General features: G+C 65.4%; 19 protein-coding genes. 11 read left to right on the forward strand and 8 right to left on the reverse strand.

Annotated features, from left to right (window positions below):
- Positions 1-129: 129 nt before the first annotated feature.
- From GONAM_RS00455 to GONAM_RS00465, 3 genes are all read right to left on the reverse strand, one after another.
- A complete protein-coding gene (locus GONAM_RS00455) occupies positions 130-594 on the reverse strand; it encodes a hypothetical protein (RefSeq protein WP_245548541.1) in 465 nt (154 codons plus the stop codon).
- Between the two features lie 346 nt (positions 595-940).
- Positions 941-1546 carry a class I SAM-dependent methyltransferase gene (locus tag GONAM_RS00460; protein WP_040534883.1) on the reverse strand — a complete coding sequence of 202 codons (606 nt, stop codon included), beginning with the start codon at positions 1544-1546 and terminating at the stop codon, positions 941-943.
- 164 nt (positions 1547-1710) lie between these two features.
- Positions 1711-2877 (reverse strand): LLM class flavin-dependent oxidoreductase, encoded by a 1167-nt coding sequence (locus GONAM_RS00465; protein ID WP_006864795.1) that lies wholly within the window; start codon positions 2875-2877, stop codon positions 1711-1713.
- 217 nt (positions 2878-3094) lie between these two features.
- Here GONAM_RS00465 and GONAM_RS00470 point away from each other — a divergent pair, with 217 nt between their 5' ends.
- The gene (locus tag GONAM_RS00470) at positions 3095-3871 is read left to right on the forward strand and encodes a helix-turn-helix transcriptional regulator (protein WP_006864796.1); all 777 of its coding nucleotides are present in this window, start codon (positions 3095-3097) and stop codon (positions 3869-3871) included.
- 92 nt (positions 3872-3963) lie between these two features.
- Here the strand turns inward: GONAM_RS00470 and GONAM_RS22250 are convergent, their stop codons facing one another.
- Both GONAM_RS22250 and GONAM_RS00475 read right to left on the reverse strand, forming a co-directional pair.
- The gene (locus tag GONAM_RS22250) at positions 3964-4620 is read right to left on the reverse strand and encodes a DUF3558 family protein (protein ID WP_006864797.1); all 657 of its coding nucleotides are present in this window, start codon (positions 4618-4620) and stop codon (positions 3964-3966) included.
- Positions 4621-5250: 630 nt separating this feature from the next.
- On the reverse strand, positions 5251-6522 hold the full coding sequence (locus GONAM_RS00475; protein WP_006864799.1) for a vWA domain-containing protein: 1272 nt from the start codon (positions 6520-6522) through the stop codon (positions 5251-5253).
- A 97-nt stretch (positions 6523-6619) separates the two neighbouring features.
- On the opposite strand from GONAM_RS00475, the gene GONAM_RS00480 reads away from it, so the two are divergent.
- Positions 6620-7336 (forward strand): NUDIX hydrolase, encoded by a 717-nt coding sequence (locus tag GONAM_RS00480; RefSeq protein WP_006864800.1) that lies wholly within the window; start codon positions 6620-6622, stop codon positions 7334-7336.
- 251 nt (positions 7337-7587) lie between these two features.
- Here the strand turns inward: GONAM_RS00480 and GONAM_RS00485 are convergent, their stop codons facing one another.
- Positions 7588-8247: a M23 family metallopeptidase gene (locus GONAM_RS00485; RefSeq protein WP_006864801.1), complete on the reverse strand. Its 660-nt coding sequence runs from the start codon at positions 8245-8247 to the stop codon at positions 7588-7590.
- A gap of 371 nt (positions 8248-8618) precedes the next feature.
- On the opposite strand from GONAM_RS00485, the gene GONAM_RS00490 reads away from it, so the two are divergent.
- The 4 genes from GONAM_RS00490 to GONAM_RS00505 are packed head-to-tail and all read left to right on the forward strand — an operon-like array spanning position 8619 to position 16756.
- Complete coding sequence (locus GONAM_RS00490; protein ID WP_040534982.1) at positions 8619-9014, forward strand: SseB family protein; 396 nt, start codon at positions 8619-8621, stop codon at positions 9012-9014.
- Complete coding sequence (locus tag GONAM_RS00495) at positions 9011-9649, forward strand: hypothetical protein (protein WP_006864803.1); 639 nt, start codon at positions 9011-9013, stop codon at positions 9647-9649. Before GONAM_RS00490 ends, GONAM_RS00495 begins: the two co-directional genes overlap by 4 nt.
- A gap of 20 nt (positions 9650-9669) precedes the next feature.
- Positions 9670-16320: a putative T7SS-secreted protein gene (locus GONAM_RS00500; RefSeq protein WP_245548542.1), complete on the forward strand. Its 6651-nt coding sequence runs from the start codon at positions 9670-9672 to the stop codon at positions 16318-16320.
- A 16-nt stretch (positions 16321-16336) separates the two neighbouring features.
- Entirely contained in the window at positions 16337-16756 is a 420-nt protein-coding gene (locus tag GONAM_RS00505) for a hypothetical protein (protein WP_006864805.1), read from the forward strand.
- Between the two features lie 155 nt (positions 16757-16911).
- Here the strand turns inward: GONAM_RS00505 and GONAM_RS00510 are convergent, their stop codons facing one another.
- Positions 16912-17706 (reverse strand): SDR family NAD(P)-dependent oxidoreductase, encoded by a 795-nt coding sequence (locus tag GONAM_RS00510; protein ID WP_006864806.1) that lies wholly within the window; start codon positions 17704-17706, stop codon positions 16912-16914.
- A gap of 87 nt (positions 17707-17793) precedes the next feature.
- Here GONAM_RS00510 and GONAM_RS00515 point away from each other — a divergent pair, with 87 nt between their 5' ends.
- On the forward strand, positions 17794-18291 hold the full coding sequence (locus tag GONAM_RS00515) for a nuclear transport factor 2 family protein (protein ID WP_006864807.1): 498 nt from the start codon (positions 17794-17796) through the stop codon (positions 18289-18291).
- Between the two features lie 45 nt (positions 18292-18336).
- On the forward strand, positions 18337-18624 hold the full coding sequence (locus GONAM_RS00520; protein ID WP_006864808.1) for a hypothetical protein: 288 nt from the start codon (positions 18337-18339) through the stop codon (positions 18622-18624).
- A gap of 3 nt (positions 18625-18627) precedes the next feature.
- Here GONAM_RS00520 and GONAM_RS00525 read toward each other — a convergent pair whose 3' ends face one another.
- On the reverse strand, positions 18628-19230 hold the full coding sequence (locus GONAM_RS00525; RefSeq protein WP_006864809.1) for a TetR/AcrR family transcriptional regulator: 603 nt from the start codon (positions 19228-19230) through the stop codon (positions 18628-18630).
- A gap of 425 nt (positions 19231-19655) precedes the next feature.
- Here GONAM_RS00525 and GONAM_RS00530 point away from each other — a divergent pair, with 425 nt between their 5' ends.
- Genes GONAM_RS00530 through GONAM_RS00540 form a run of 3 tightly spaced genes read left to right on the forward strand, consistent with a single transcriptional unit; the run spans position 19656 to position 24455 of the window.
- Entirely contained in the window at positions 19656-20891 is a 1236-nt protein-coding gene (locus tag GONAM_RS00530) for an ABC transporter substrate-binding protein (protein WP_006864810.1), read from the forward strand.
- 55 nt (positions 20892-20946) lie between these two features.
- Entirely contained in the window at positions 20947-23736 is a 2790-nt protein-coding gene (locus GONAM_RS00535; RefSeq protein ID WP_006864811.1) for a branched-chain amino acid ABC transporter permease/ATP-binding protein, read from the forward strand.
- A complete protein-coding gene (locus GONAM_RS00540; protein ID WP_006864812.1) occupies positions 23733-24455 on the forward strand; it encodes an ABC transporter ATP-binding protein in 723 nt (240 codons plus the stop codon). The genes GONAM_RS00535 and GONAM_RS00540 overlap by 4 nt, the downstream gene beginning before the upstream one ends.
- The last annotated feature ends 24 nt before the right edge of the window (positions 24456-24479 follow it).

Here is a 24479-nt window from a genome sequence, read left to right on the forward strand (position 1 = left end):
GATGTTTCCCGAGACAGTTAAGCGGTGACGACTTCGCGGCGAAAGCTGGAATCCCGCCGACGAGGTGATCCGCGACGTCCGAGCACTCCAAACGAGGCGTTTGGGACGACCTAGGCCTACCTCTCAGACCTAGTCATGCAAGAACTTCGTCATCGGTATGCTCTCGATCCCTGACAGTCCTTCGCTGAACGTCGAATTGAGCTCGCGCCACCCGAGGTTGAGTACGAAGGACGTGGCGGAGTCGGTGTTGACGGTGAAGTAGAACCGCTCCGGCTGGTCGCTACGGAAGTACCTGGTTGCGGGGGAGAACCCACCCGGGTCAGGTTGGTCGAGCTGGTCCCATCCAGGAGCGAGGCCACGATCCAGCCAGCGGGTATTGATCGACTCCACCAAGTCCGGAAGGACTCGGCTCCGAGTAGGAGCAGCGACGCGGCGGGCGATGAAGTACTTTGCGGCGTCATCGAATGTCCCGAACCAGGCGTTCGCAGTTTCAGGGATGAGCGTTCCCCGGCTACGGCCCGAGAGGCGTATCAAGAAGTATCTGGGTTCCTCTACTATCGAATAGTCGGTATAGCCGTCTGAGTCCTCTGCCATTCCGGGACCCCGGGGGATGATTAGCCGTCCACCATCCAGATAAGGACGTCCGTACAGTGGTGCGGCACTTTCTAGGTGCCCTGAGTCCTCAAGTGCTCTCTGCACCTCCGACCAGTAATCGAACGATGACAACAGGTCCGGCAGGCCCCTCCACTTATCCATCTTGAGCCCCGTTCGGATCCCTGATCACACCAACCTCCTCGCGGTCGGTTATCGATACTTCGTAATTCGCTTGTCTATAACGACCCACTGTTCGCTGTCGCATCTTGGGTGCACTGATGGTGCTCAATGTTGCGTACTTGCGCTCGGCGCAACGTTGTAAGAGACGGACCGGGAGCGTTAACTACTACGCCGCTCGCAGCACCGCCACCAAGAACTCCGAATTCGTAGTGAACCGGCGGACATCCCAGGCCGACAGCAGCACGTCAGCCGTGAAGCCGGCCGTCGACGCGTCGTCGAGGAACTCATCGAACGGATAGTCCCGGCCGGCCCCGAATCCGATGACCGCGCGACCGTCGTCGCGCAAGTGCGCCCGCAACCGACTAAGCACGGTGACGCGCGTACTCGGTGCCAAGAACGTCATGACGTTGCCTGCGGACACGATGATGTCGAACGGTTCGTCGATGCCACGGGCCGGCAGGTCGAGTTCGGCGAGGTCGTTAACTAGCCAGCGCGGTCCCGGGTGATCCTTCTCGGCCGCGGCGACGAGGACCGGATCGACATCTACTCCGACAACGTCATGACCCACCGACGCGAGGTATCCGGCGATGCGTCCGGCTCCGCACCCAGCATCGAGGATGCGGGAACCACGGGCCGCCATCGCGTCGATGAAGCGGGCCTCACCGACAACATCCTTTCCCTCACGCTCCATCGTGCGGAAACGCTCGACGTACCACTGCGAGTGTCCGGGATCCTTGGCGACTTGCTGCATCCAGAGGCTCTTTTCCACCATGCGACGCATTGTCGCAAAGACTTTTGATCCTAAGGCGAGAGAGCCGCCCTCACACGCAGCCGGTCGCCGTCGCAATATTCGCGACGGCGACCGGGGAGCGCGAGTCATCTGCAGCGAATGCCGCCCGAGGGCGGGTGCGCTGTCGTGCTGGGTGGTGGCGAGACTCAGGCCTTCGCGGCGAGCTCCTGCTGGTACTTGCGGGTCATGTGGTCGACGGCCTCCAGCTGCGTCGCAGCATGGCCTTCGCGCACGGCACGCGCATGTTCGGCGGCGTCGAGCGTCGCCTGTGCCTGTCCCTGGAAATGCGGGAACACTTCCTGCGCGAAGAGTTCCGCGGAACGCTTGGTGTCCTGCGGGTTCGCCCAGTCGTGGCCCATCTGCAGCAGGCATCCAAAGCCGCCCGACTGGTCCCACAGCCGCTGGACCTGATTCCGAGCCTGTTCAGCGGTTCCGATGACGCCGATGCCGGCTTCGTTGATGAAGTCGATCATCTCCGTCAGCTTGCTTCCGGAGACAGCCATCTGCGGGAACGCCGCGACGTGCTGGAAGTAGTCGAACCATTGCTCGATGCCGTACTCGACCTGCCGGTACGCCTCGGCTTCTGTCTCAGCGATGTGGAACGGACCTGCAAGGGTCCACTTGCTGCGGTCGACGGTGACATTGTTGGCCGCGGCCCGTTCCTCCATGATGTTCCAGTGGTGGCCGAGGGCGTCGAATCCGTCGGCGGAGAGTGTCGCGCCGATCGACAGCAGGCCGAGTCCGTGGGTGCCGGCGAGTCGAGGACCGGTTGGCGACGCCACTGCGGCGACCACCACGTCGATGCCGTCAGCGGAGTAGGGCGCCAGCTGCAACTTGGCATCGTACAGCTCGTGGGTGCGGGTCTTCGCGGACACCGTCTCGCCACGGAGGAGTCGCACGACGATATCGAGGTTCTCCTGTAGGAGCTCGCGGGTGTCGGTCGGGTTGAGGCCGATCATCGCGGAGTCGGTCGGTAGGGAACCGGGGCCGACACCGAAGATGGTGCGGCCGCGTGTCAGGTGGTCGAGCTGCATGATGCGGTCGGCCGCCCACAGGGGGTTGTGGTAGGAGAGCGAGGTGACGCCGGTGCCGAAGCGGATCCGCTTCGCTCGCTGTGAGGCTGCGGCGATCATGATCTCCGGGGAGGCGATGATCTCGCTGCCCGCGGAGTGATGTTCGCCGAACCAGGCTTCGTCGTAGCCGAGATGGTCGAGGTGTTCGACCAGGTCGAGGTCGCGTTCGAGTGCGGCGGTGGGGTTGCGGCCGGGTGCGTGGAACGGTGCCATGAAGTATCCGAAACGAAGCCTGCTCATGGGATCTCCTGTCGATCTGCTCGGCCGACGGTCGTGTCGGCCACGATCCCGAGACTAGGAAGTGTGTGACTGCCGCCACAGTGCACGAAAGTGGACGGTTTGCTCAGCGACCCTGATCGCCAGGCAACCGCGGAACCGTTGCACGGTGTTGCATGTGCTCCGCGTCACACTTGGACCGGTACAGTTCGGGGATCGCTTCCAGAGGAAGGAGTGGGCGTTGGTCAGTCAGTCGGTCGCGTTGCCCGTTGCTGAGTACGAGCGGGTGTTCGCCATCCTCGACGTGTGTTCGCAGGCGGAGACCCTCGACGCGTTCAAGAACGTGTTGATGGGTGCGCTGCACGAGCACTACGACTGTCTGAACACCACCTTCTTCGCCGGCCCGACCTTTGTCACCGCGTTCTCGGATCCTGACCCCGTGGTCACGGGGCGGATCATGCCGGTGATCGACGAGTATCAAGCCCGCTGGTATCCGAAGGATGTCTTCGCGTCCACGCAGTCGCGGGCGGCACTGTCGAAGAACCCGGCGATCTCAGCGGGCAAGCTCGGCGGACTCGCCGGTGACTCGATCAGCTATCTACAGGACTTCCTGTACCGCAAGCAGTTACACAGCGCAGCCGTGATGCATCTCGACCTCGCGAATGACTGCCACGGGTTGGTCGGGCTGTTCGACTCGGAGGGTAGGGAACCAGACCGCGTTCGGTTGCACGCCATGGGGTTGCTGTCGCGGCAGTTATCGAACCTCGCGAAACTGCTTCCCGGGCAACCGTTCCCATCGTGGCGGGAGTGTCTGTCGCCGCGGCAGATCGAGCTGGCCGAGCTCGTTGCGGACGGGCATACCAATGAAGAGATCGCGTCGATCCTCAACCTGGGAGTCGACACGGTGAAGAAGTACGTCAGCCGGGTGTTCACGGCAACGCGGGTGAGGAACCGGGCGGAGTTGGTGAAGCTTGTCTGTGTGGGTGTGGATAGCTCGAGCCGGAACTGCGGCGCTTAGGCGCACTGTGGAGGCGGTCCTGCTGAAGAATTGCCTGCGCCTCCGCATAACAGCGTCAATGTAGCTTCGGGCCTGGGCGTCGAAGTTGATGCCTACTGCGGGATTTGGGCGACAGTAGCTCGCAGAAAGTCGGCCGCTTCGGTGCATAGCTGTTCCGTAGCGGGTGGATTCGAGCCCATTCGGGTAACCGAAGTTATGACAAGGGCATCGCCGGACCTAACGTAGACCGTGCAGTCTCCTGGGCCCATCGATTCGCGAAGCACGGGTCTCCCATTAATTTCAGCGTCGGGTAGCCATGAGGTACCTGCTCGATTCAACTCTTTGTGACCGGCAAGGCCGTCCTCAGGACGTTGAAGGTTCCCCACGAACTGTGCGATGGAAGATCGCCTGTCGTTGATGTACTTCCATTGGCACCCTCTGGCGGTCTGAAAATCGGAAGCGGCGACGTCTTCTACGGTGTCCGGATCTAACCCGAAGCGGTTCACAACCTCAACGGACACTTGCGTACACGGTTCATACGTCGATCCGTCGTTGTTGATGCTCCACCTGTTCGGGAACTCGGTTTCGAAGGGAAGTCGATTGCCTGCATCGTCTGTCTGCCGGATTCCTTCAGGTTTGAGGGATGGCGCAGCGACCGACGACTCGGCGACTGGTTGTGCTTGTCCTGTTTCCGTCCCGCAGCCGCCGAACGAAAACACGGTGAACGATGCTAGTGCTATCGCGAGTCCAGTAGCACGAGGATCAGGCATCGAAACCCTCAGCCCCGGCGACGTCGGTGGCTTCGAAATCCGTTGCAGCGCCTCTGCACTGGTGCGCCAAGTCGCTGGCCCGGTTTGCCTGCGCCGCAATATCGGTGGAGAGTGCAGTGATTGCACGCCTCAGTCCGGCCGTGACGTCACGTCCTTCGACGCAGTCTCCTAGGTGATTCGACTTTCCTACTGATTTCAAATCAAAGAACGCCCCATCAAGCGTTGCTGCCACCTCTGCTGCAACGTCGGCGCGTTTCTCCCACAACGCGCGCTCGGAGCGGAGTTGGTAGTCAGCCCCGTCCGGACTCGATGGCACCGGTGGGCCCAGTCTGGGAAATACCGAGTCATCTGAGAACGGTGTCGTCACAAGTCCCCCTCACGCTCGCGCGCCCCGACGGCGCCCCACCCTCGCCGAACAGACTAGCGTGACCCGACGATTCCGCCATCTGATCCCACTAGCTGTGGAGTCTGAACCCTAGGCAGTCCACGGAAGCCAACTCGCAACCGAACTCGTACGGAATCGAGTACGCCCCGCGACCTGCTCAAACTGGGGGAGGGTGCGGTGAAGCCGTTGAGGACAGGTGTGGCCACCGAGCCCAAGCCCGGTGGCCACACCTTAATAACGACCCACTACGCCCGTCGACGCCCCCGCTTACGGTTCGCGAGGTGGTATGAGTCCCGCGATATCTTCGACGCGTACCCCGCACCCTCGACCCTCGCCTGCGCGCCCAGCATCTCGATGCTCCGCAACTCCTGCTCGATCAGCGCGTGCTCCTCAGGAGTAGCGAACGCCGACGCCCGTCGAAGTTGTGAAGCCGACTCGCCCAGCAACTGGTTCCCGGCATCCAGGTCGCCGGCCTCGAACGCCTCCGACGCCCGGAGCTTCGCGGCCTGCCCCTGCTGGTACAGCCGCTCCGACTCCACCTTCGGATCCGGCACGCGACCCGACGCCTCATCACCCGGAACCACATTCACCGAGATCGGCAGCGACACCGTGTGTTCGGTGAGTGTCGCGGTCTCCACGTACCGGAGCTCGAGTGTCGCGATCTGCGCCAGCCCGAGTGCGGCGAGACCGTCGACCTTCATCCGCAGCAACAGCTTCCGCTCCTCGTGGGCGTAGAAGTCCCCGAGCTCGATCATTACCTCGCCGTCGGCGGTCTGGTGTGCCGGCAGGTCGTTGTACAGCGACAACTCCTTGACCTGCGGGACGAATCGCACGGTCAAGGTCACCACCTGCGCCGACTTCGATAGCAGGCCCTCGACCTCGCCGGCGATTGCCGCGCCCGCGGCATCCGGGTTGTCGGCGAACACGTGATTGCCGTTGCCCGCCCGCGCTATCGCGGACAGCAGTGTCTCGTCGTAGCCGCGCCCGTAACCGAGCGTGGACGAGACGATCCCGTCCGCGGCAGCCTTCGACGCAACACTCGCGAACTTGTCGACCTCGATGATCCCGCGGTTCACGTGACCGTCGCTGATGATCAGCACCGTGCCGCCCCGGATCCCAGCGGTCTGAGAACTACGGCGCAACTCGCGCAGGCCGAGCAGGTAACCCGACGAGAGATCGGTGCAACCACCGGTCACGATCGACCCGATTGCGTCCACCGCGCGCTGCTTGTCCGACAGGGGAGCGGCGGGCACAACGACCTGCGCGTCGTCGTCGAAGGTCACCACGCCGAACGCATCCGACGGATCCAACTGCGCGACAACGCCGGCCAGAGCCTTCTTCGCACCCTCGAGCGGATTGCCGGACATCGACCCGCTCCGGTCGAGCACCACCTGCAGGGCAGTGGGGGTGCGTTTGGATTCGGGTCCCGCGGGGGCTTGCAGTTCCAGCAGAACGGTCACTTCATCGGCGGTCTCGTGGGCCACCATCTCGACGTCCAGAGCAGCGGAGAGTTTCATCATCATTCCTTCCTCCGTCTCGGCATCCGATCGAGACGGCGACTTTGCGCGAATCTGAGTTTAGTGCTTTGCGCAGACATTCGCATAGTCTTTTGCTGTGACCACTCGTTCGACGACGCTCACCGACTACCCACGACCGAACGTGGCCGTCGACATCGCGGTCCTCACGGTCTCCGACGGCACGCTGAACGTGGTGATCCAGCGCGACGAGGAGGGGAGAGTCGCGTTGCCGGGGCGGTTCGTCCGGGAGCGGCACACCGTCGAGGAGACGGTGCGCGAGGTGCTCGAACTGAAACTGGGGCTCTCGCCCGATCACGTCCGCCCGCACCTGCTGGCGGTCTTCAGTGATCCTGACCGGGATCCTCGCGGGTGGACGATCTCGGTCGCGCACGCGGTGGCCCTGCCGGCCGTCGAATTGTCCGACGCCATAGGCGAACTCGCGCCCGTCACGCCAACTGGGCAGCTGGCGTCAGGGGAGCAGGTCCTTTACGACCACGCCGAGATCATTGCAGCGGCCACCGACAAAATCCGCGAACGCTACGAAGACCAACCCGACCCGGACAACCTTCTGCGACCCCCGTACACATTGTCGGAGCTGCGGGAACTGCATGAAGCGATCCTCGGGCGGCGCCTGATGCGGGACTCGTTCAATCGGCGGGCGCAGCCATTACTTGCGCCGCTCCTCGACGCCGAGGGGAAGCCCGCGACGCGGGTCGGTGGTGGCCGCCCGGCACGGTTGTACGCGAAGGATGCGCCTCCGACGGCGACGTTCGGATGGCGGTTGCCGAGCCCACCCCCGGACGACGATCAGTAGTGGGCACGGAGAGAGCGAGCTCGGCCCGCGGGAGTGGTCTCCGAAAAGGATTGACGTTCAGGCAAACTTCAGCGGCATGCGTTTTCGATGTGCGCATCCCTGGGCCCGGTGAAACCGAGCCGCCGGCTAATTCGCAACTGTCCCCAAAGACAACTCGACCGCGATCACGGCGTGATCGCGGTCGAGTGGGGTGCGCTGGACACGGGGTGTTGAGCCAATGTCACGCGCAGTTGCTCAGGAAGCAGCGTTCATCACGGGTGCACGCCGCGCTTGTTGAGCCAGACCTGGGGGTTGATCTTGGTGCCGTTGGCGTCCCAGACCTCGTAATGGAGGTGGGGGCCGGTGGACTGGCCGCGGTTGCCCACGGTGGCGATCTTCTGACCGGCGGTGACGTGCTGTCCGGGGCGGACGAAGCTCTGGTCGACGTGCCCGAAGACGCCGGTGGTGCCGTCGTCCTGCTTGACGCGGACCCACTGGCCGAAGCCGGAGGCCGGGCCGGACTCGACGACGACTCCGTCGGTCACGGCATAGACGGGGGTGCCGATCTTGTTGGCAATGTCGACGCCGTTGTGATTCGAGCCCCAGCGTGCGCCGTAACCCGAGGTGACGGTGCCACTGACGGGCTTGACGGCCTTCCGCATGCCCGGGGCGCCGGGGGTGAAGACCGACGGAGGCAGGATGTCGCGGGCGAACTTGTCGACCTCAGGCGGCAGGACCAGGCCGGCCGGCATCTTCACGTTCTCCGGCAGCGCGATGTGTGGGGCCGGCGGCTGAGGCGCGGGCTGGGCCGATGCCTGCGCCGCGGTGCCGACCGTCAGGCCGGCGGCGCCTGCAAAGGCCACGAGCGCGGCAGCGCGCACTGCCTTTCGGCTGCGGGTCTGGGGTGAGTGATGAGCGTTCAGGAAATTCAAGGGCACAGCTTTTCTGTTTCGGTAACGATTAGATCTCGTATCGGACACGACGAGGCTAAACACGCGGACCTGAGCACAGCCTTAGAAATCGGCCTCAGCGTGGTCGGGCTCACTCGGAAACGGGCGATTACCCAGGTCAGAGTGGGCCCGGTCACCCTTTCAGGCGACGCCCGAGACACTCACGCAACGGCTCGTACGGCGACGCCGCGCTGGGTGCCGCGTCCGGGGTCGCAAAGACAGGGGATGGCGATCCCGCACCTAACCGGCTGCCGAACGCGACACGGTGAGCCGACCCTGTGGACGGCCGCGAGGAGATCCGGCGTCGGGTGATCTAGCATCATCCGGCACGGGGATGAATGTCGGGGGATTCGATGACTGTCACGTATGCGGGGGAAGTGCGGGCGTACCTGTCCGGTTTCGGCGACCCACCGATGCTGTACGCAGCACTACGCGAGACGCAACTCTCGGTACCGCTCGATGTCCACGGCCGTTTCTTCACCCTCAAGCAGAGTGGGCTGCGGTGGATGCTGGCGTTCACGACTCCCCAGCGTCTACGCGACTTCGCCGACCTGACCGAGCGCGACTCCGCCGACATCACCTATGTCGAGGTTCAGGGACAGTCGCTGATCGACGACGTCCTCGACCAAGCCCCGGAACCGACGGGCCTCGTCGTCGACTGCGCGACGTCGGAGATGATGACCTTCCCGCCGACCAAGGACCTGACTCCGCACTGTTACTACGACGACGAGGGCGAGATCGTTCGATGACAGACAACCTGGGCGTCAATCCCGCCGACATGGAGAAGGCCAGCGCCGGGATCAATGGCGTGATCGACGCTCTGGGGCAGACCGGCGTCGGCTCAGGATACTCCGCAGGACTCGGTCGCGGTTACGGCGATCTGGATCTCGACGGCAAGACAATCGGCCACGCCGACCCCAAGGACGGCCTAGAGGAATACTGCGATCGTTGGGAGTGGGGCGTCCGCGCGCTGGTGACCGGCGCCGCGGAGCTCTCCAAGGGCCTCGGACTGGGCGCCAGTCACTATGAGCGCGAAGAAGAGTGGGCCGCCAACCAGCTCAAGGACTGGGCGATGGACCTTGTCGGTGACCCGAACCTGACGGCCGAGCAGATCAAGGAGATGTCCTTGGGCGATCTGTGGGACCACAACCGCAACGCGGTGACCAACCCCCAGTGGGCGCTGACCCCCGAGGAGATGCAGCGCCACAAGGAATTCTTCAGTGCCACCGGCGCGACGTTCCTTGATGACGTGGGGGCGATCGGCCGGCACGCGGTCGATCCGACGTCCCTCGTCACGGACACCATCGACGGCTTCCAGAGCGACGGATTCACCGCCGACACCCCGACCGAGCCCGGTTCTCCCGCCCCGCGCGTCGACCAGTGATCGGGGCGGCCTGAATGGGCATGTTCGACTTCCTTGAGGACGGTAAAGAGTGGCTCGGGGGCGTGGTCGACGGCGCCACCGACCTTCTCGGGGACGGTCTCCGCAGTGTCGGTCTGGACAAGATCGCCACCGGGGCCGAGGATTTCGGCGACAGCGTCGCCAACTCCCTGGGCGCTATGCCCGACGAGAAGGAACTGGAGGAGTCGAAGAACCCCAAGGAGCTGGTCCTCGGCGACCCCGGTGGAATCCGGGATCTCGCCGAGAAGTTCACCGGATTCGCCGGCAACTTCACCAGTGCCGGCGAAGGTATCCGCGGCATCTCGGCGGGCGACTGGACCGGGGACGGCGCCGCCGGCTTCCGTGATGCCACCGCGAATCAGGTTCCGAAGTGGTTCGCCGCGGCCGACGCCGCGTCGAAAGCCGCCGCCGCGCTGTCCAGTTGGGCCGGCGTGGTCGAGTTCGCGCAACAGAAGGCGGCCGAGGCCGTCCGCGTGTGGGAGGAAGGTGAACGCAAACGGGACGAGTGGGTCAAGGCGGCCGACAAGTACAACGAGGAACTCGACGACTATCAGAACGATCGTCGCGACACCCCGCCCGTCCACCCGGGGCCGGATCCATGGCCGGGATACAAGGCCGAGGCCGAACGGATCCTGAAAGTCGGCCGTGACCACCGCAATTCGGCGGCGCCGGGAACGAAGGCCGAACTGAGTAGTGCCGCGAACATGGCGCCACCGATGCCGTCGGCGTACGAACAGGCAACGATGACCGCGAAAGACGTGGGCACCGCTGGCTTTACCGCGTTCAACCATTTCGAAGCCGGCATGATCGGCTCGGTGACCGAGGTCGTCAAAGCCCTCAACATGCTCAACCCGACGAACATCTACAACGTCACCAACCCGCACCAGTACGCACGCAACACCGCGGGCATGGCGGCAGGCCTCGTGCATCAGGTGGCGAATCCCGACGAGTTCGTCCGCGGTTTCATCGGTTCGGGGTGGTCGGACGATCCCTCTCAGGCCCTCGGCAACTTCACCGGCAACGTTCTCATGACGGTAGCGCCGGGGCCGAAGGGAACATCCGCGCTCACCGCAGGTCTCAAGAGCACACGTCATCTGCCGTCGCCATCATCGTCGACGCCCCGCGTCGGGTCTGTGTCTCATGCACCTGGTGCGTCGCCGATTGCACCGCACTCATCGCCGTCCACACCCACCGTCACGCCCGCAAACCACGGTGCCACACCGTCTTCCGAGCTGCTCGGTAGTCATGGCCCCGAACTTCCGGTGACACATGATGGCCCGCCGGTGTCACGAGTCGACACCCCGACACCACATGCACCTGTCGACGCACCGTCGACAACTCCATCGTCGGTGCCGGATCGGGGCACACCGGCCGGGGGAGCCGTTGACTCGACGCCGATTCCGGGACCCGACGCGCCGACAGCACGTCCTGATACTCCCGCATCGTCTCCCGATCAGCCCGTCGGTGGAGGCACGTTCGACAACTCTGCACCTTCCGGCACGCACGGCGACGGCCCATCGCCCACGTCAACACCTGAGTCGACGACGGCGTTCCATGGAGACGCGCCGGATCCGTCGAGCTCCGATGTCGGAAACAGCACGGCTGGCTCGCGGACGCCCGGTGACGACTACCCGCCCGGACCCGACCGCGGCGAGACGACCACGCCTACGGGTGCCGGCGCGGTCGATCACAACCCAGATCAGGCCGGGACGCCCGCCAACCACACCCCCGGCCACTCCGACACCCCCGCTCGCGTCCCGTTCGACCGCAACGACGCACCCGGTGACCTCCGTAGCGAACCGTCTTCTGTCAAGACCGATGGCGACCCCGCCGCTCGAAACTCCGCGCGCCCCGATGAAACGGCACCAACCGACCGCGACGCCTCTGGAACGACCCACCACGAACCGACTCCGCCCAAGACTGATTCCCACGGTTCCGGACAGCACCCCGCCCGTAACGACGAGCCCACCGGTGCGCATCCACCGAAAGCCGCCGACGAACGCGGCGGTCCAACAACATATCCCACACACGCCGACGCGGACACGCCAATACCGGGAGCGCGCCCGACACCCGTGGCGCCCCACGGTGACGGCCCACCCTCCGGGGCCCACCAGGGGGCCGACACGCCGACCCGGAGCCCGTCGGAGAACTCGCCGGCAACTCCGGTTGCGCCGGTCTCCGGCCATCACGCGGCGTCGACACCGCATTCGACAACCGATGGCGGGCAGCCGAAACCCTCAAACACTCCGGGCGGCGCAGCGACGCCGACCAAGACCGACACCCCCGCGGCACCACCGCGGATCCCCGAGCACACTCCCGACCGCACTCCACCCGCACGGTCCACCCCTGACAGCACCGGCCACGCCCGCGAGAGCGACCGCGCCCGGCCCGCGCAATCACATTCCCACCACGTGCCCGAACCGGCGGTCCGACACATGCCCGACCGCGACCCGGGTACTCCCACCCCACGGGTCACGCCTGACGACCGGTCGATCCCGCCGGCGGTACTCGCGGACCGGCCGGTTTCACCTGACCGACCGGCCACTCCGAACCACCGTCCGACGACACCGGATTCCGACGCGACGCCTCGCGATCACGATGGGCCGAATGGTCCGAAGTCCGAGCCCGAGATCGACCACGACACGCGTGAACCCCACGACCCGGCGGTGCCCTGGCGTACCAACGAGGACGCGCCGGACGTTGCGGGCACCAGCGCGGGCAACGAGGCGCCGTCGCAGTGCCGCGCCGACGGAGAGCCGGTCAACGTCGCGACCGGCGAGTACTTCCTCCCGCTGACCGACGTCGAACTACCCGGCGTGCTTCCGCTGCGTCTGACGCACCGGCACCGTTCGCGGTATCGATGGGGCCGCTGGATGGGCCAGACCACACCTTCGACCCTGGATGCACGAGCGATCGTCGGGGAGGAGCTCGTCACCATCGTCGATGGCGACGGAACGTTGACGAATTTCCCGAAGCCCGACGGTGATTCGGTGTCACGGAGTGTCAACCCGACTGATTGGGAGCTGCGCACGACCCCAACCGGTGGTTACCAGGTCACCCACATCCGCGACCGCGTGAGCTGGTTCTTCATCCCGATACCCGAACTCGACGGGGTGGACGTTCGCGCCGGTGACATCGCGGTGTCGGCGATGACCGACCGTCACCACAATCGGATCGAATTCATCTTCGACCAGCGCGGTCGGCCCAAGACGGTGGAACACTCCGCCGGCTATCGGGTCGAGGTGCAGTGCGACGGCGCCCGCATCCTCGGCTACCGGCTGACGGCGGGCCTGGGCGGCGTCGCCGTCGATCAGCAGCTGTGCACCTTCGACTACCACCAGGGCAATCTCGCGGTGTCGACGAACGCGGTCGGTGCCACAACGTATTTCGCCCACGACGACGCTGCGCGGATGACCTGGTGGCGCGATTCGCTGGGTATGGAGTACTGGAACCGCTACGACGATCTCGGACGGGTGACGATCCAGTCCGGCATGAACGGTGTTTGGTCGGGCCGGTTCAGCTACCAACTCCGGCCCGACGGCAACGGTTCGTACACGACCTATCGGGACGCCGTCGGCGCGACGACCGTCTACGGCATCGACACCGACGGCCGGGTGCGTCAGGAGGCCGACGCCGCCGGACGGATCAGGGCCACCGACTACAACGCCAACCGTCAACCGCTGTCCATCACCAGTCCCGGCGGCGCGCGCACCTTGCTGCGCTACAACGCTTCCGGCGACGTAGACTCGATCACCGCGCCGGACGGCAAGGTCACCGACATCGCGTATGCCGAGCCCGCCTGTCCGGTACGGATCGTCGAACCGGGCGGCATCACGACGCGGATCTCCTACGACGAGAACGGTTCACCGGTCAGCGCCGTCGACAACGCGGGCGCCGTCACTCGCTACACGTACGACGAGCACGGTGCGCTGACTTCGCGAACCGATCCCGACGGCGTCGTGGTGCGGTATCGAAACAACGGTGCCGGCCTGCCGGTCACGATCGCGGACACACTCGGCAACACCACGCGGATCACCTACGACGGCTTCGGGCGGCCCACGGAGGTCGTGGATGCCGAAGGCGCACGGACAGCTGTCACCTACGACGCGATGGGCAACCGGACCAGCGTCACGGCACCGGACGGCGGTCAGTCGCGCTGGGAGTACGACGGAGAAGGAAACTGCGTCGCGCACACTGACCCGGTCGGCACCGTAACCCGTTGGGAGTACGGGCACTACGACCTGCCGGTTGCACGCATCGACGCGGACGGGTCCCGCACCGAATTCAGTTACGACGCCACCCGGCGACTGATCGCGGTCACCAACCCCGACGACCTCGTCTGGACGTACATCTATAACGCCGACGGCTCACTGGCGTCGGAAACCGACTTCAACAACGCCACAACGACCTACACCTACGACGATGAGGGTCGTCTCGCGTCTCGCACGAACGCCGCGGGCCAGACTCTGTCGTTCACTTACGACGCAGCGGGACGGCTCATCAGCGACCGGACTGCAGATCCCGTTAACCCCGACCTCGACGGAGAGACAACCGCATACAGCTTCGACACAGCCGGTCGACTCGAGAGCGCGGCCGGCGTCTTCGGTCGGTGGCACACCAGCTATACCGCTGCCGGACTACCGCGACTCACCGGAGTCGACGACGGTCGGACCGGCTGGATCATCGAATCTGTTTGGACCGGTGCTGGTCGGCTCGCATCCCTCACGTCGCCGACAGGTGTCGCGACCCGATACGGCTACGACCCGCGTGGTGTTCTCGACTTCCTGTCCAGCGCGGGTCGAGCGTGTGACATCACCTCGAGCCCGACAGGCCGGGAGCAGCGGCGTCGCTTCGAGGGCTCAGCGATCGATTCGACGTGGGACACGGTCGGTCGTCTTACCGGACGGTCTGTGATGGCGGTCGCGGACCGCCCGTCGGCCCTGAATCTCGGCATCGGTGGCGCGAACGCGGGGGCGAAGCGCCCCGATCGGACTGTCGCAGCTGCCGAGTACAGCTACCGCACGGACGGAATTCTGACGAGTTCGACGACGACATTGCTCAATGGTCGGACCGACTACCGAGTGGACGTGCTCGGGCGCGTGGTCGCGGCCACTGGTCCTGCTGGGACCGAGCAGTTCTCGTACGATTCGACCGGCAACATCACCGAGTACGCGTCTACGGGCGAGGACGGCCTCGGTCCCGAGGTGCGAGGCAGCAACCAGTCTTCGCTCCCGGATGCGCGAGGCGCCCGCGACCAATTGCTCCCTGAGGTGGGAGGCGCACGCGACCCGATGCTTCCTGAGGTGGGTGGCGCACGCGACCCGTTGCTCCCTGAGGTGGGAAGCGCACGCGACCCGTTGCTCCCTGAGGTGCGAGCGCAGCGAGCCTCGAAGGGCCGCCGCCGCTACTACGGCACCCTTCTTGTCGACGACGGCCGTACGTCTTACCGCTACGACGCTGCTGGTCGCGTTGTGTCGATGAGCCGCCGTCGATTGTCGCGCAAACCGGATGTGTGGCACTACGTCTGGGACGCTCACGATCATCTGCGGTCGGTGATCACGCCAGACGGCACGGTGTGGAGTTACACGTACGACCACGTCGGACGGCGACTGTCGAAGACGAACCAGTCGACCGGCGAGACCGCACGCTTTCACTGGCACGGAGAGCACCTCGTCGAACAGACCGAGATGGTGTCCGACGACGCCGACTTGCGGTTGCAAGCCACCACCTGGACCTATTCGCCTTCCGCGTACGCGCCGCTGGCGCAGACGGTCACATCTGAGCCGATTGGCCTGACCGAGAGTGCGGTCGACTCGCCCCACGCAAACGACCAGGACCACGAATCCAGTCTCAACCTCGGCAGCGCTACTCCCGCGGCGCCTTCGGTGCGCCACTGGACGCAGTCCGAGATCGACCGTGAGTTCTTTGCGATCGTCACTGACCAGATCGCCGCGCCGGCGGCCCTCGTCGACCCGACCAGCGGGGAGGTCGCTGGCCGCTCGGTCCGGACTCTGTATGGCGAGACAGCCTGGACCGGCGCATCGACGCCATGGTCGTACCCGGGTCAGTATTTCGACCCCGAAACGGGCCTGCACTACAACCGCCATCGGTACTACCACCCAGCCAGCGGACGCTACTTGAGTTCCGACCCCCTCGGGCTCGCACCGGCGCCGAACCCGCATGCGTATCCTGCCAATCCGGCAGTTTCGTGCGATCCCGTTGGGCTGATGCCCTGTACCGGGGATGAGATCGTGGACACGTATGGACCCCATAAACCTGGTCCGTTACCCGACCAGACGCGTGACTCTTTTCGCGGTGCTATCTATACCGAGAAGGTGACAACCGAACCCATGACCCTGTACCGCGTAGGTACCGCAGGAGATGGGCCCTTCGGAAAGTTCTGGACGCGAGTCGAGCCTCTCGGACCGATACAAGCGCGCATCGACAGTGCGCTTAATCCCTTGTGGGGTAACAAAGCCACCGCCGTGACCAGGATCGAAGTGCCTGCCGGAGTCCGGTACTTCGAAGGGTTTGTTGCGCCGCAGGACGTGTATGCTGGCGGCGTGTTACTCGGCGGTGGAAATCAGATCGTTTTCCGTCCGGAAATGAGGATCCCCAACGACTGGCTCCGTGTATCCGCTAAGCCGTTCTGAGAATTAGGATCAATTGTTGAATAGAGAGCTGTGTAGCGTCGCCAAGGCCGCGCTGGTCCGTTTCTTTGAAACATACGAGGAGTCGACGGTCGTCTACCTCGAGTTGCCTGATACTCCTAACTGGAGAGCGCTCGACAATTATTTCTATCTCGGCGAAGTGCAAATAATCGATGACACCTCGATTAGGGCCGACCTCGGATACAGCTGGAGCGTTTCGCTCATCCCCTCGAAGGTTGAAATAAGCGGCGACTTATTCGAACTCACTATTTCGGGCAGCGACCTTCATCTAGAGTCTTCGACGATTCATCGGAAGTACCACGAGGGCTGGGTTCGCTTCTACGTAATCCCGAACACTGACATCACTAATGCGGCGCGAGACGAGAACGGTACGAAGCTACGAGAACTCCAGTTGGCAATATACGATGCTGAGGATTAGGCGGATATGATGTAAGGGCGTCAACGGTTTCGTAGGTGCTTTGTCGCTCGCAATGCGCGTATCGAGTACGAAGCTCTGGTGTCCATCTCGCCTGCTCGACCGACCGGCCCGGGGACGGAGTACCGATCTACCGGCCCCCGATGTCACCGGAAACGTCAGGCACGAGCCTGCCGGCGTCTTCCGATCTTGCGCATCGCACCGATCAGTCCGAGGCCGACGCTGGGTGCGAGATCTCCGGCGCGGCTGATTACCCCTCGCCATCGCGGGAGTACGCGGAACACCTGACGGCTGTTCATGAGTTTCATACCGGCACGGACCACGGCCGCCTCGTCGAGCGGTCGGGGGCCGGCGAAGAGCATCGCGGCGCCGGGGTCGTTCGCGTGTGAGGTCACCATCTGCGTGTTCACGACATCCGGGCAGAGTGCACGAACCCGGATGGGCAGACCCGCGTGCCGCAGATCGCCCTCCAGCGAGGTCGTATAAGACAACACTGCGGCTTTGGTGGCGGCGTACAGCGCCAGCCCGGGTACGGGAGCAAGGGCCGACAGGGACGCGACGTTGAGGATGACTCCGCCACCGGTGTGGCGCATCTGCGTAACCGCGGCAGCCGATCCCGCCATCACACCACGCACATTCACGTCGAGGATGGTGGCGATCTCGTCGTCGGAGTGCTCCCACGCCTCTCCCGCGAAGAGCACGCCGGCATTGTTCACCCAGACGCTCAACCGCCCGAGCGCGGCAGCCTCCTCGGCAATCCGACGATGCGACGGGATGTCCCGCACGTCCTGCTGCAGGCCGACCGCGCCGCCGCCGATCTCGGCCGCGGCCTTCTCGGCCGCTGCGCCGTCGACGTCGGTCAGGATCACCCGGTGCCCCTCCTCTGTGAGACGACGGGCGAAAGCAAGGCCGATACCGCGACCGGCGCCGGTGACAACTGCAGTGGTGGGCATCCCCGGACTCTACTGTGCGTCGCTCCGCCCACATTCGACGTCTCCCGGCGGGGCTCGGTTCCGCTGCCGAGCCCTTATGGTGAACTCATGGACACCGACGCCACTCGTCGTCTCGAAGAACTCGCGCACATCGAGGCCATCAAGCAGCTCAAGCATCGCTACTGGCGTGCCTGTGATGCCAAGGATGTCAACGGCTTTCGAAGCTGCTTCATCACTCACGGAGCGCGTATCGACTACGGCCCGCTCGGCACCTTCGACGACGCCGAACCGATGGCGAAGATCTTCGACCAGGTGGCCGGGCACAAGGTCGACGGCAAGTACGTCATCTTCGACATGCACCACGGCTTCCATCCCGACATCACGCTGACGTCGGAGACCACGGCCACCGGTCGCTGGACGTTGAAGTTCCGTCAGGTGAACCTGCTCGACCGCACCGAGACGGTCATGACGGGGGAGTACGACGACGAGTACGTCGTCGAGGACGGCGAGTGGAAGATGTCGGCCAGCAAGCTCACCGAACGGTGGTCACTGCGTCGTCCCCTCGGTGACGACGCCACGGTGCACGCCGGAACCTTCTCCGACTGACTGTCGATCGCCGACGCCGGCGGCCGATCATGGCACGGTGGAGGCATGTCGGAACCCGAGCACACTCCCGACGGCCATCACGTCGTCATCAACGGCCGCAAGTGGCGTGCGACGGATCCCCTCATCCCCGACGACCGTCGGTCCGAACTGCAGTCGATCCTTATGGCGTGGCGTCGCGAGGTGAAGCGCACGAAGGGTGCACCCGAGTCGCGCGCCGGCGTGCAAGCGGCGAAGGTCGCCCTCGGGGAGCGCGGAACCCCGTGGTGGGAGCAGTCCGACGACGAGCGGCGGGCCCGCTGGGAGACGCGGGTGCCGAGGCCGGGGGACGAGTGACCCTCAGCGCGGTAAGAGGGATTCGGCCGCGTATCGCCCTGCACGCTCGAAGGTTTCGATGATCTTCAGGTCGGGGTCGAGTCGCCAGTACCGCATCGTCGAGACGTAGATCGCCGCCACCATCTGGGCCAGGAACTCCACCGGATGGTCGGTGCGCACATCGCCCTGCCCGTGCCCCGCGTCGATGAGACGCCGAACCTGCGCGGTGAACAGATGACTGCGTTCCGGGTTCTCCGACGCCGAGTAGATCCGTTCGATCTCGCCGGTGACGACGCGCATGTAGTCGGGGTCGGCCTCGGAGGTCTGGGCGAAGTCGATGAACACGCCCACCACGCGGTCGTAGGTACTCATCGGTTGCCTAAGCATCGAGTCGACAACACTGCTGAACAACCCCATCAGTTCGACGTACAGCGCGCCGACCAGGTCGTCCTTGCTGGGGAAGTAGTTGAAGAAGGTCGCCCGGGAGACCTCGGCGCGTTCGGCGATCTCCTCGACCGTCGCGTCGGTGCCGCGTGTTCCGAGCAATTCGCGGGCAGCGGTCAGCAAGCGGTCACGCGTCTGCTGCTTGTTCTTTTCCCGACGTCCGACGGGCGCGGCATCGCTCATCCAGTTCCTCCGTCGGGTCGTCGAGCGCCCAGGTGGGCTCGTGCTGACCAATTCTCGCATTCGGCCACCGATTTCTGGATGGTCGTCTAACTTTTGCCTCTAAGTCCACTGTGACGCACGACACGTGTCTAGCGCCAGGGTTCCACGAGGGGTGGTGAGTGCTCATGCGGGTCAACCGGCCCCGGCGGGGTGGGGCCATCGGTGGGCGCTCGACGACGGCGACCGGACCGCAAGCCGGCGTGGCTCTGGCGTGCCCGGCTCGTCGCTGATCTCTCTAATCATTTGTGCCGCAACAGGATCAGGCACCACTTAGTTTCCCAAAACTACGCATAACCGACACCGGTCGGGCTTACAGTCACCACGGCGCCGACCACCGGACCTCCGCAGCTCACCGCGAGGGCGTCATTTCATCGAAGGGATCGCAGTTGAAATCACCAGTTGCACTCAAGCGCGTCATACGCGCGACCACCGTCATGGGTTGTGCGGGAATCCTCGCCCTGGGCGGCCTGACGGCGTGCGCCGACGACAGTTCCGACAGTTCGAGCGCAGGCGAGACGAGTCAGCTCCCGAGCAACGCCGCCACGGGCGACGCGGTCAAGATCGGACTGATCGTGCCCGAGGGCGGTGCGGTGACGACGCCGATGGTGCGCGAGGGCAGTAAGGCGGCCGTCGAATACCTGAACAACAACGGTGGCGGCATCGGCGGCCACAAGATCGACCTCGTGGTCTGCAAGCAGCAGGAGGAGCCGGCGTCGGCGACCAAGTGCGCGAACCAGATGGTCGAGGAGAAGGTGTCCGTCGTCGTGTCGCCGCTCGGCGCGCAGGGCGCGGTCATGCTGCCGATCGTCGTCGGCGCCGGAATCCCTTACGTCGCACAGGCTCCGGTCTCGCAGGCCGAGATGGCCACCCCGAACGCGTTCATGCTGTCGGGCGGCATCGTCGCGGTGCTGGCCGGTCAGGCTGCCACTGCAGCCAAGGACGGCCTGAAGAAGGTCAACCTGATCATCGGTGACTCGGGCGACGCGGCCGGCTCGGTCAAGGCACTCGGCGAGCCGATGTTCCAGCAGGCCGGGGTCGAGCTCAACGTCGTCACCGTCCCCGTGAGCGCCGCCGACCTGACCCCGCAGATCACCGCGGGCCTCGCCGACAACCCCGACGCGGTCGCCATTCTCGGCGACTCGCGCCAGTGCATCTCGATCCTCAAGACCCTGCAGACGGTCGCACCGGACGCCAAGAAGTACCTGATCGCCAGCTGCCTCGACAAGCCGGTCCTCGACGCGACCGGCAACGAAGCCGTCGCCGGCGCCAAGGCGTTCACCACGGTCAACGTCAGCTCCGACGATCCGAGCGTGGTCCTCTACCGCAGCATCATGGCGCAGTACGCACCCGACACCGACCCCGCCGGTCTCGCCTACATCGGCTATCAGGCTGTGGCAGCGCTGGGTGAGCTCAAGGGCCTCGAGGGCCCCGTCGACGCCAAGGCGTTCTCCAAGGCGCTGTCCGAGGCCAAGGACATTCCGCTGCCCGCCGCACCCGGAATCACCCTGACCTGCAACGGCACCGCGTTCCCGCCGCTGACCGCCCTGTGCAGCAAGGCCGTTCTGGTGAGTGACGTCAACTCCGACGCCAAGCTCGAGAACACCACCGTCGTCAACAACTGACAGTTCCGAGAAGATCGGGGGCCGCGTTCTGCGCGGCCCCCGATCGAGGAGTTCCATGACCGATCATCTCGCCTTCCTGATCCTCGGCCTCGGCAACGGCGCCGTCTTCGCCGCGCTCGGTCTCGCCCTGGTGATGACCTTCAAGAGTTCCGGCGTCGTCAACTTCGCCACCGGCGCCGTGGCTCTCTACGCCGCCTACACGTATGCGTTCCTACGCAAAGGGGAACTCCTCAACCCCATACCGGGTTTCCCAACGACGATCGACCTGGGATCGGACGTGGGCGTCGTTGTCGCCGTACTGATCTCGGTGATCATCGCCGCGATTCTCGGCGTCATCCTGTACCTGCTCGTGTTCCGACCGATGCGCACGGCACCGGCGTTGGCCAAGGCTGTCGCCGCCATCGGCCTTATGCTCGTCATCCAGGCGCTCATCGCGCTGCGGGTCGGCGAGAACGCGCCCAGCGTCGGACCGATCTTCAAGATCGACACCTTCAAGATCGGTACCAGCGTCGTACCCACCGACCGCCTGCTGCTCGCGGTCGTCATCGTCGGCCTGTCGATCTGCGCGGGACTCGTGTTGCGCTACACCCGTTTCGGTGTCGCGACCGAGGCCGCCGCAGAATCCGAGAAGGGCGCGCTCGTCACCGGGCTCTCACCGGACCGGATCGCCGTCGCCAACTGGGCGTTGTCGTCGGCCACGGCGGGCCTCGGCGGCATCCTCATCGCGCCGATCGTGCCGCTCAATCCGGTCGCCTACACGATGTTCATCGTGCCGGCGCTCGCTGCCGCACTCGTCGGCAACTTCACCGCGATCTCGGTGACCGTCGCCGCCGGCCTCGTCATCGGAATGCTTCAGTCCGAAGCAACCAAGCTCCAGACCACGTGGGACTGGATGCCCGACGCCGGTGTGGCCGAGGCGGTTCCGCTGATCCTCATCGTCGGCTTTCTGCTTCTGCGCGGGCAGCCCCTGCCAGGACGCGGCGCGGTCATCCGCCAGGACCTCGGACGCTCACCCCGTCCCGACCACCTCCTGGTCCCCGGCATCATCGGTGTTGTCGTCGCGGTCATCGCACTCCTCACCACCTCCGGCAGTCTGCGCCTGGCCGTGATCGCCACCATGATCTACGGCATCATCGCCCTCTCCCAGGTCGTCGTCACCGGATACGCCGGTCAGGTGTCGCTCGCACAGCTCACCCTCGCCGGGGTCGGCGCCTACACGCTGAGCCGGATGACCGAGAACCTGAGCCTGCCGTTCCCGGTCGCGCCGCTGCTCGCCGCCTGCGCGGCCATGGTCATCGGCGTCATCGTCGGCCTGCCCGCGCTGCGGGTGCGCGGTCTGCCGCTCATGGTGGCGACGCTGGCGCTCGCGGTGTTCTGCGAGGCGTTCTGGTTCCGCAACCCGTCGCTCAACGGCGGACTCCAAGGCGCACCGGTCGATTCGCCGTCGCTGTTCGGGATCGACCTCGGCATCGGTGCCGGTGAAGGCTACCCACGACTCGCCTTCGGCATCCTGTGCCTCATCGTGCTCACGGTCGCGGCCTACGCCGTCGCAGCGCTGCGTCGAAGCGGGTTGGGGGCGTCGATGCTCGCCGTACGAGCCAACGAACGGTCCGCGGCGGCGGCCGGGATCAACGTCGGGGTCACCAAGCTCATCGCCTTCGCGATCGCGTCCTTCCTGGCAGGCCTCGGCGGCGCACTGCTGGCCTACCAGCAGACCCTCGCCACCGCCGGCACCTACGCCGTCTTCGCCGGTATCGGACTCTTCGCGGTCACCTACGTCGCCGGCGTCACCTCGATCTCCGGGGCGATCCTCGCCGGCGTCATCGCACCCGGCGGCGTGATGTACTTCGCCGTCGACAAGTACGCATCCTTCGGCGACTACTACATGCTCGTCAGCGGAATCCTGTTGGTGCTCACCGTCGTCACCAACCCCGACGGCCTGGTCGGCTACCTGCACAAGATTCCGTACCCGGGACGACGCATCGCGCCGAAGGCCGAACAGCCGGTGGAGACACTCACGACGCCGGTTGCCGATGCACCCACGCCGCCGACCGGCTCGGTCATCCTGTCGGTCCGTGATGTCACCGTCCGCTACGGAGCGGTGACCGCCGTACGCGACGTCGACTTCGACGTCCGGGCCGGTGAGATCATCGGACTGATCGGGCCGAACGGGGCCGGCAAGACCACGCTGATCGACGCCATCAGCGGCTTCGCACCGGCCGACGGCACGGTGTCGCTCGACGGCGCGTCGATCTACGGTCTGGCGCCACATCGTCGCAGCCGCGCCGGACTCGGGCGCACCTTCCAGGACATCGAACTCTACGGTGAACTGTCCGTCGCCGAGAACCTCGCGATCGCAGCACAACGCGCACCCGGCGACACGTCCGACAACGTGCGAAAAGTGCTGCAGATGCTGGAGATCGACCATCTCCGCGACGTCCCGGCCGCCGACCTCTCCCAGGGGCAGCGTCAGCTGGTCGCGGTCGCCCGTGTGCTCGCGGGGCAACCGAGGGTGGCGCTCCTCGACGAGCCGGCGGCCGGGCTCGACAGCACCGAGAGCCGCTGGCTGGGTGATCGCCTGAGAGCCGCACGTGCACATGGGGTCTCGATGGTCCTGGTCGATCACGACATGGACCTCGTGTTGAGCCTCTGCGATCGGGTGATCGTGCTCGACCTCGGTGCCGTCATCGCCGACGGCACTCCCGACGAGATCCGCACGTCACCGGCCGTCGTCGGCGCCTACCTGGGTACGCCGTCGTCGGCGATGGCCGTCGAACCAGACGCGACGGACCCGGATCCCGACGTCGAGCGCAACCGTGCCGAGGTAGTGGAGGAGATGTCGTGACGGTGCTGGAATGCCGCGGACTCGACGCCGGGTACAGCCGCGGGAACCCGTGTGTCCACGGCCTAAGGCTGTCCGTGGACGCGGGCGAGATTGTCGCGCTGCTGGGGCCCAACGGTGCCGGGAAGACGACCCTGCTGACGACCCTGGCCGGATTGCTACCGCGTCTCGGCGGTGACGTCACCGTCGCCGGACAGTCGGTACGACCTGGCGATGCCCGCGCGGCCGTCCGCGCCGGACTTGTCCTCGTACCCGACGACCGGGCGCTGTTCAGGCGCCTGACCACCCGACAGAACCTGCACCTGGCATCACGACTGCGGGGACGGGCGCGTGCGGAAGCCGTGGACACCGTACTCGGCCACTTCCCGTCACTGACCAAACGGCTGACGGTGTCCGCCGGTGACCTGTCCGGCGGTGAGCAGCAGATGCTCGCCATTGCGCGTGCGCTGCTGCAGAACCCGAAGGTGCTGCTCATCGACGAGCTCAGCATGGGATTGGCACCCATCGTCGTGGAGTCGATCCTCCCCGTCCTGCGCCAGGTCGCCGACGCGGACCGCACCGCGGTCGTCCTGGTCGAGCAGCACGTGCGGCTCGCCCTCGACATCGCCGACCGGGCCGTCGTGCTGGTCCACGGCGAAGTGGGACTGGAGGATTCGGCTGCCGTGCTGTCGACCGACATCGAGCGGATCGAGGAGGCCTACCTTGGGACGGCACGCGCGTAGACGACCCCGTAAACGGCTCGCCGC

Source organism: Gordonia namibiensis NBRC 108229 (assembly GCF_000298235.1).
Taxonomy (GTDB): Bacteria; Actinomycetota; Actinomycetes; order Mycobacteriales; family Mycobacteriaceae; genus Gordonia; species Gordonia namibiensis.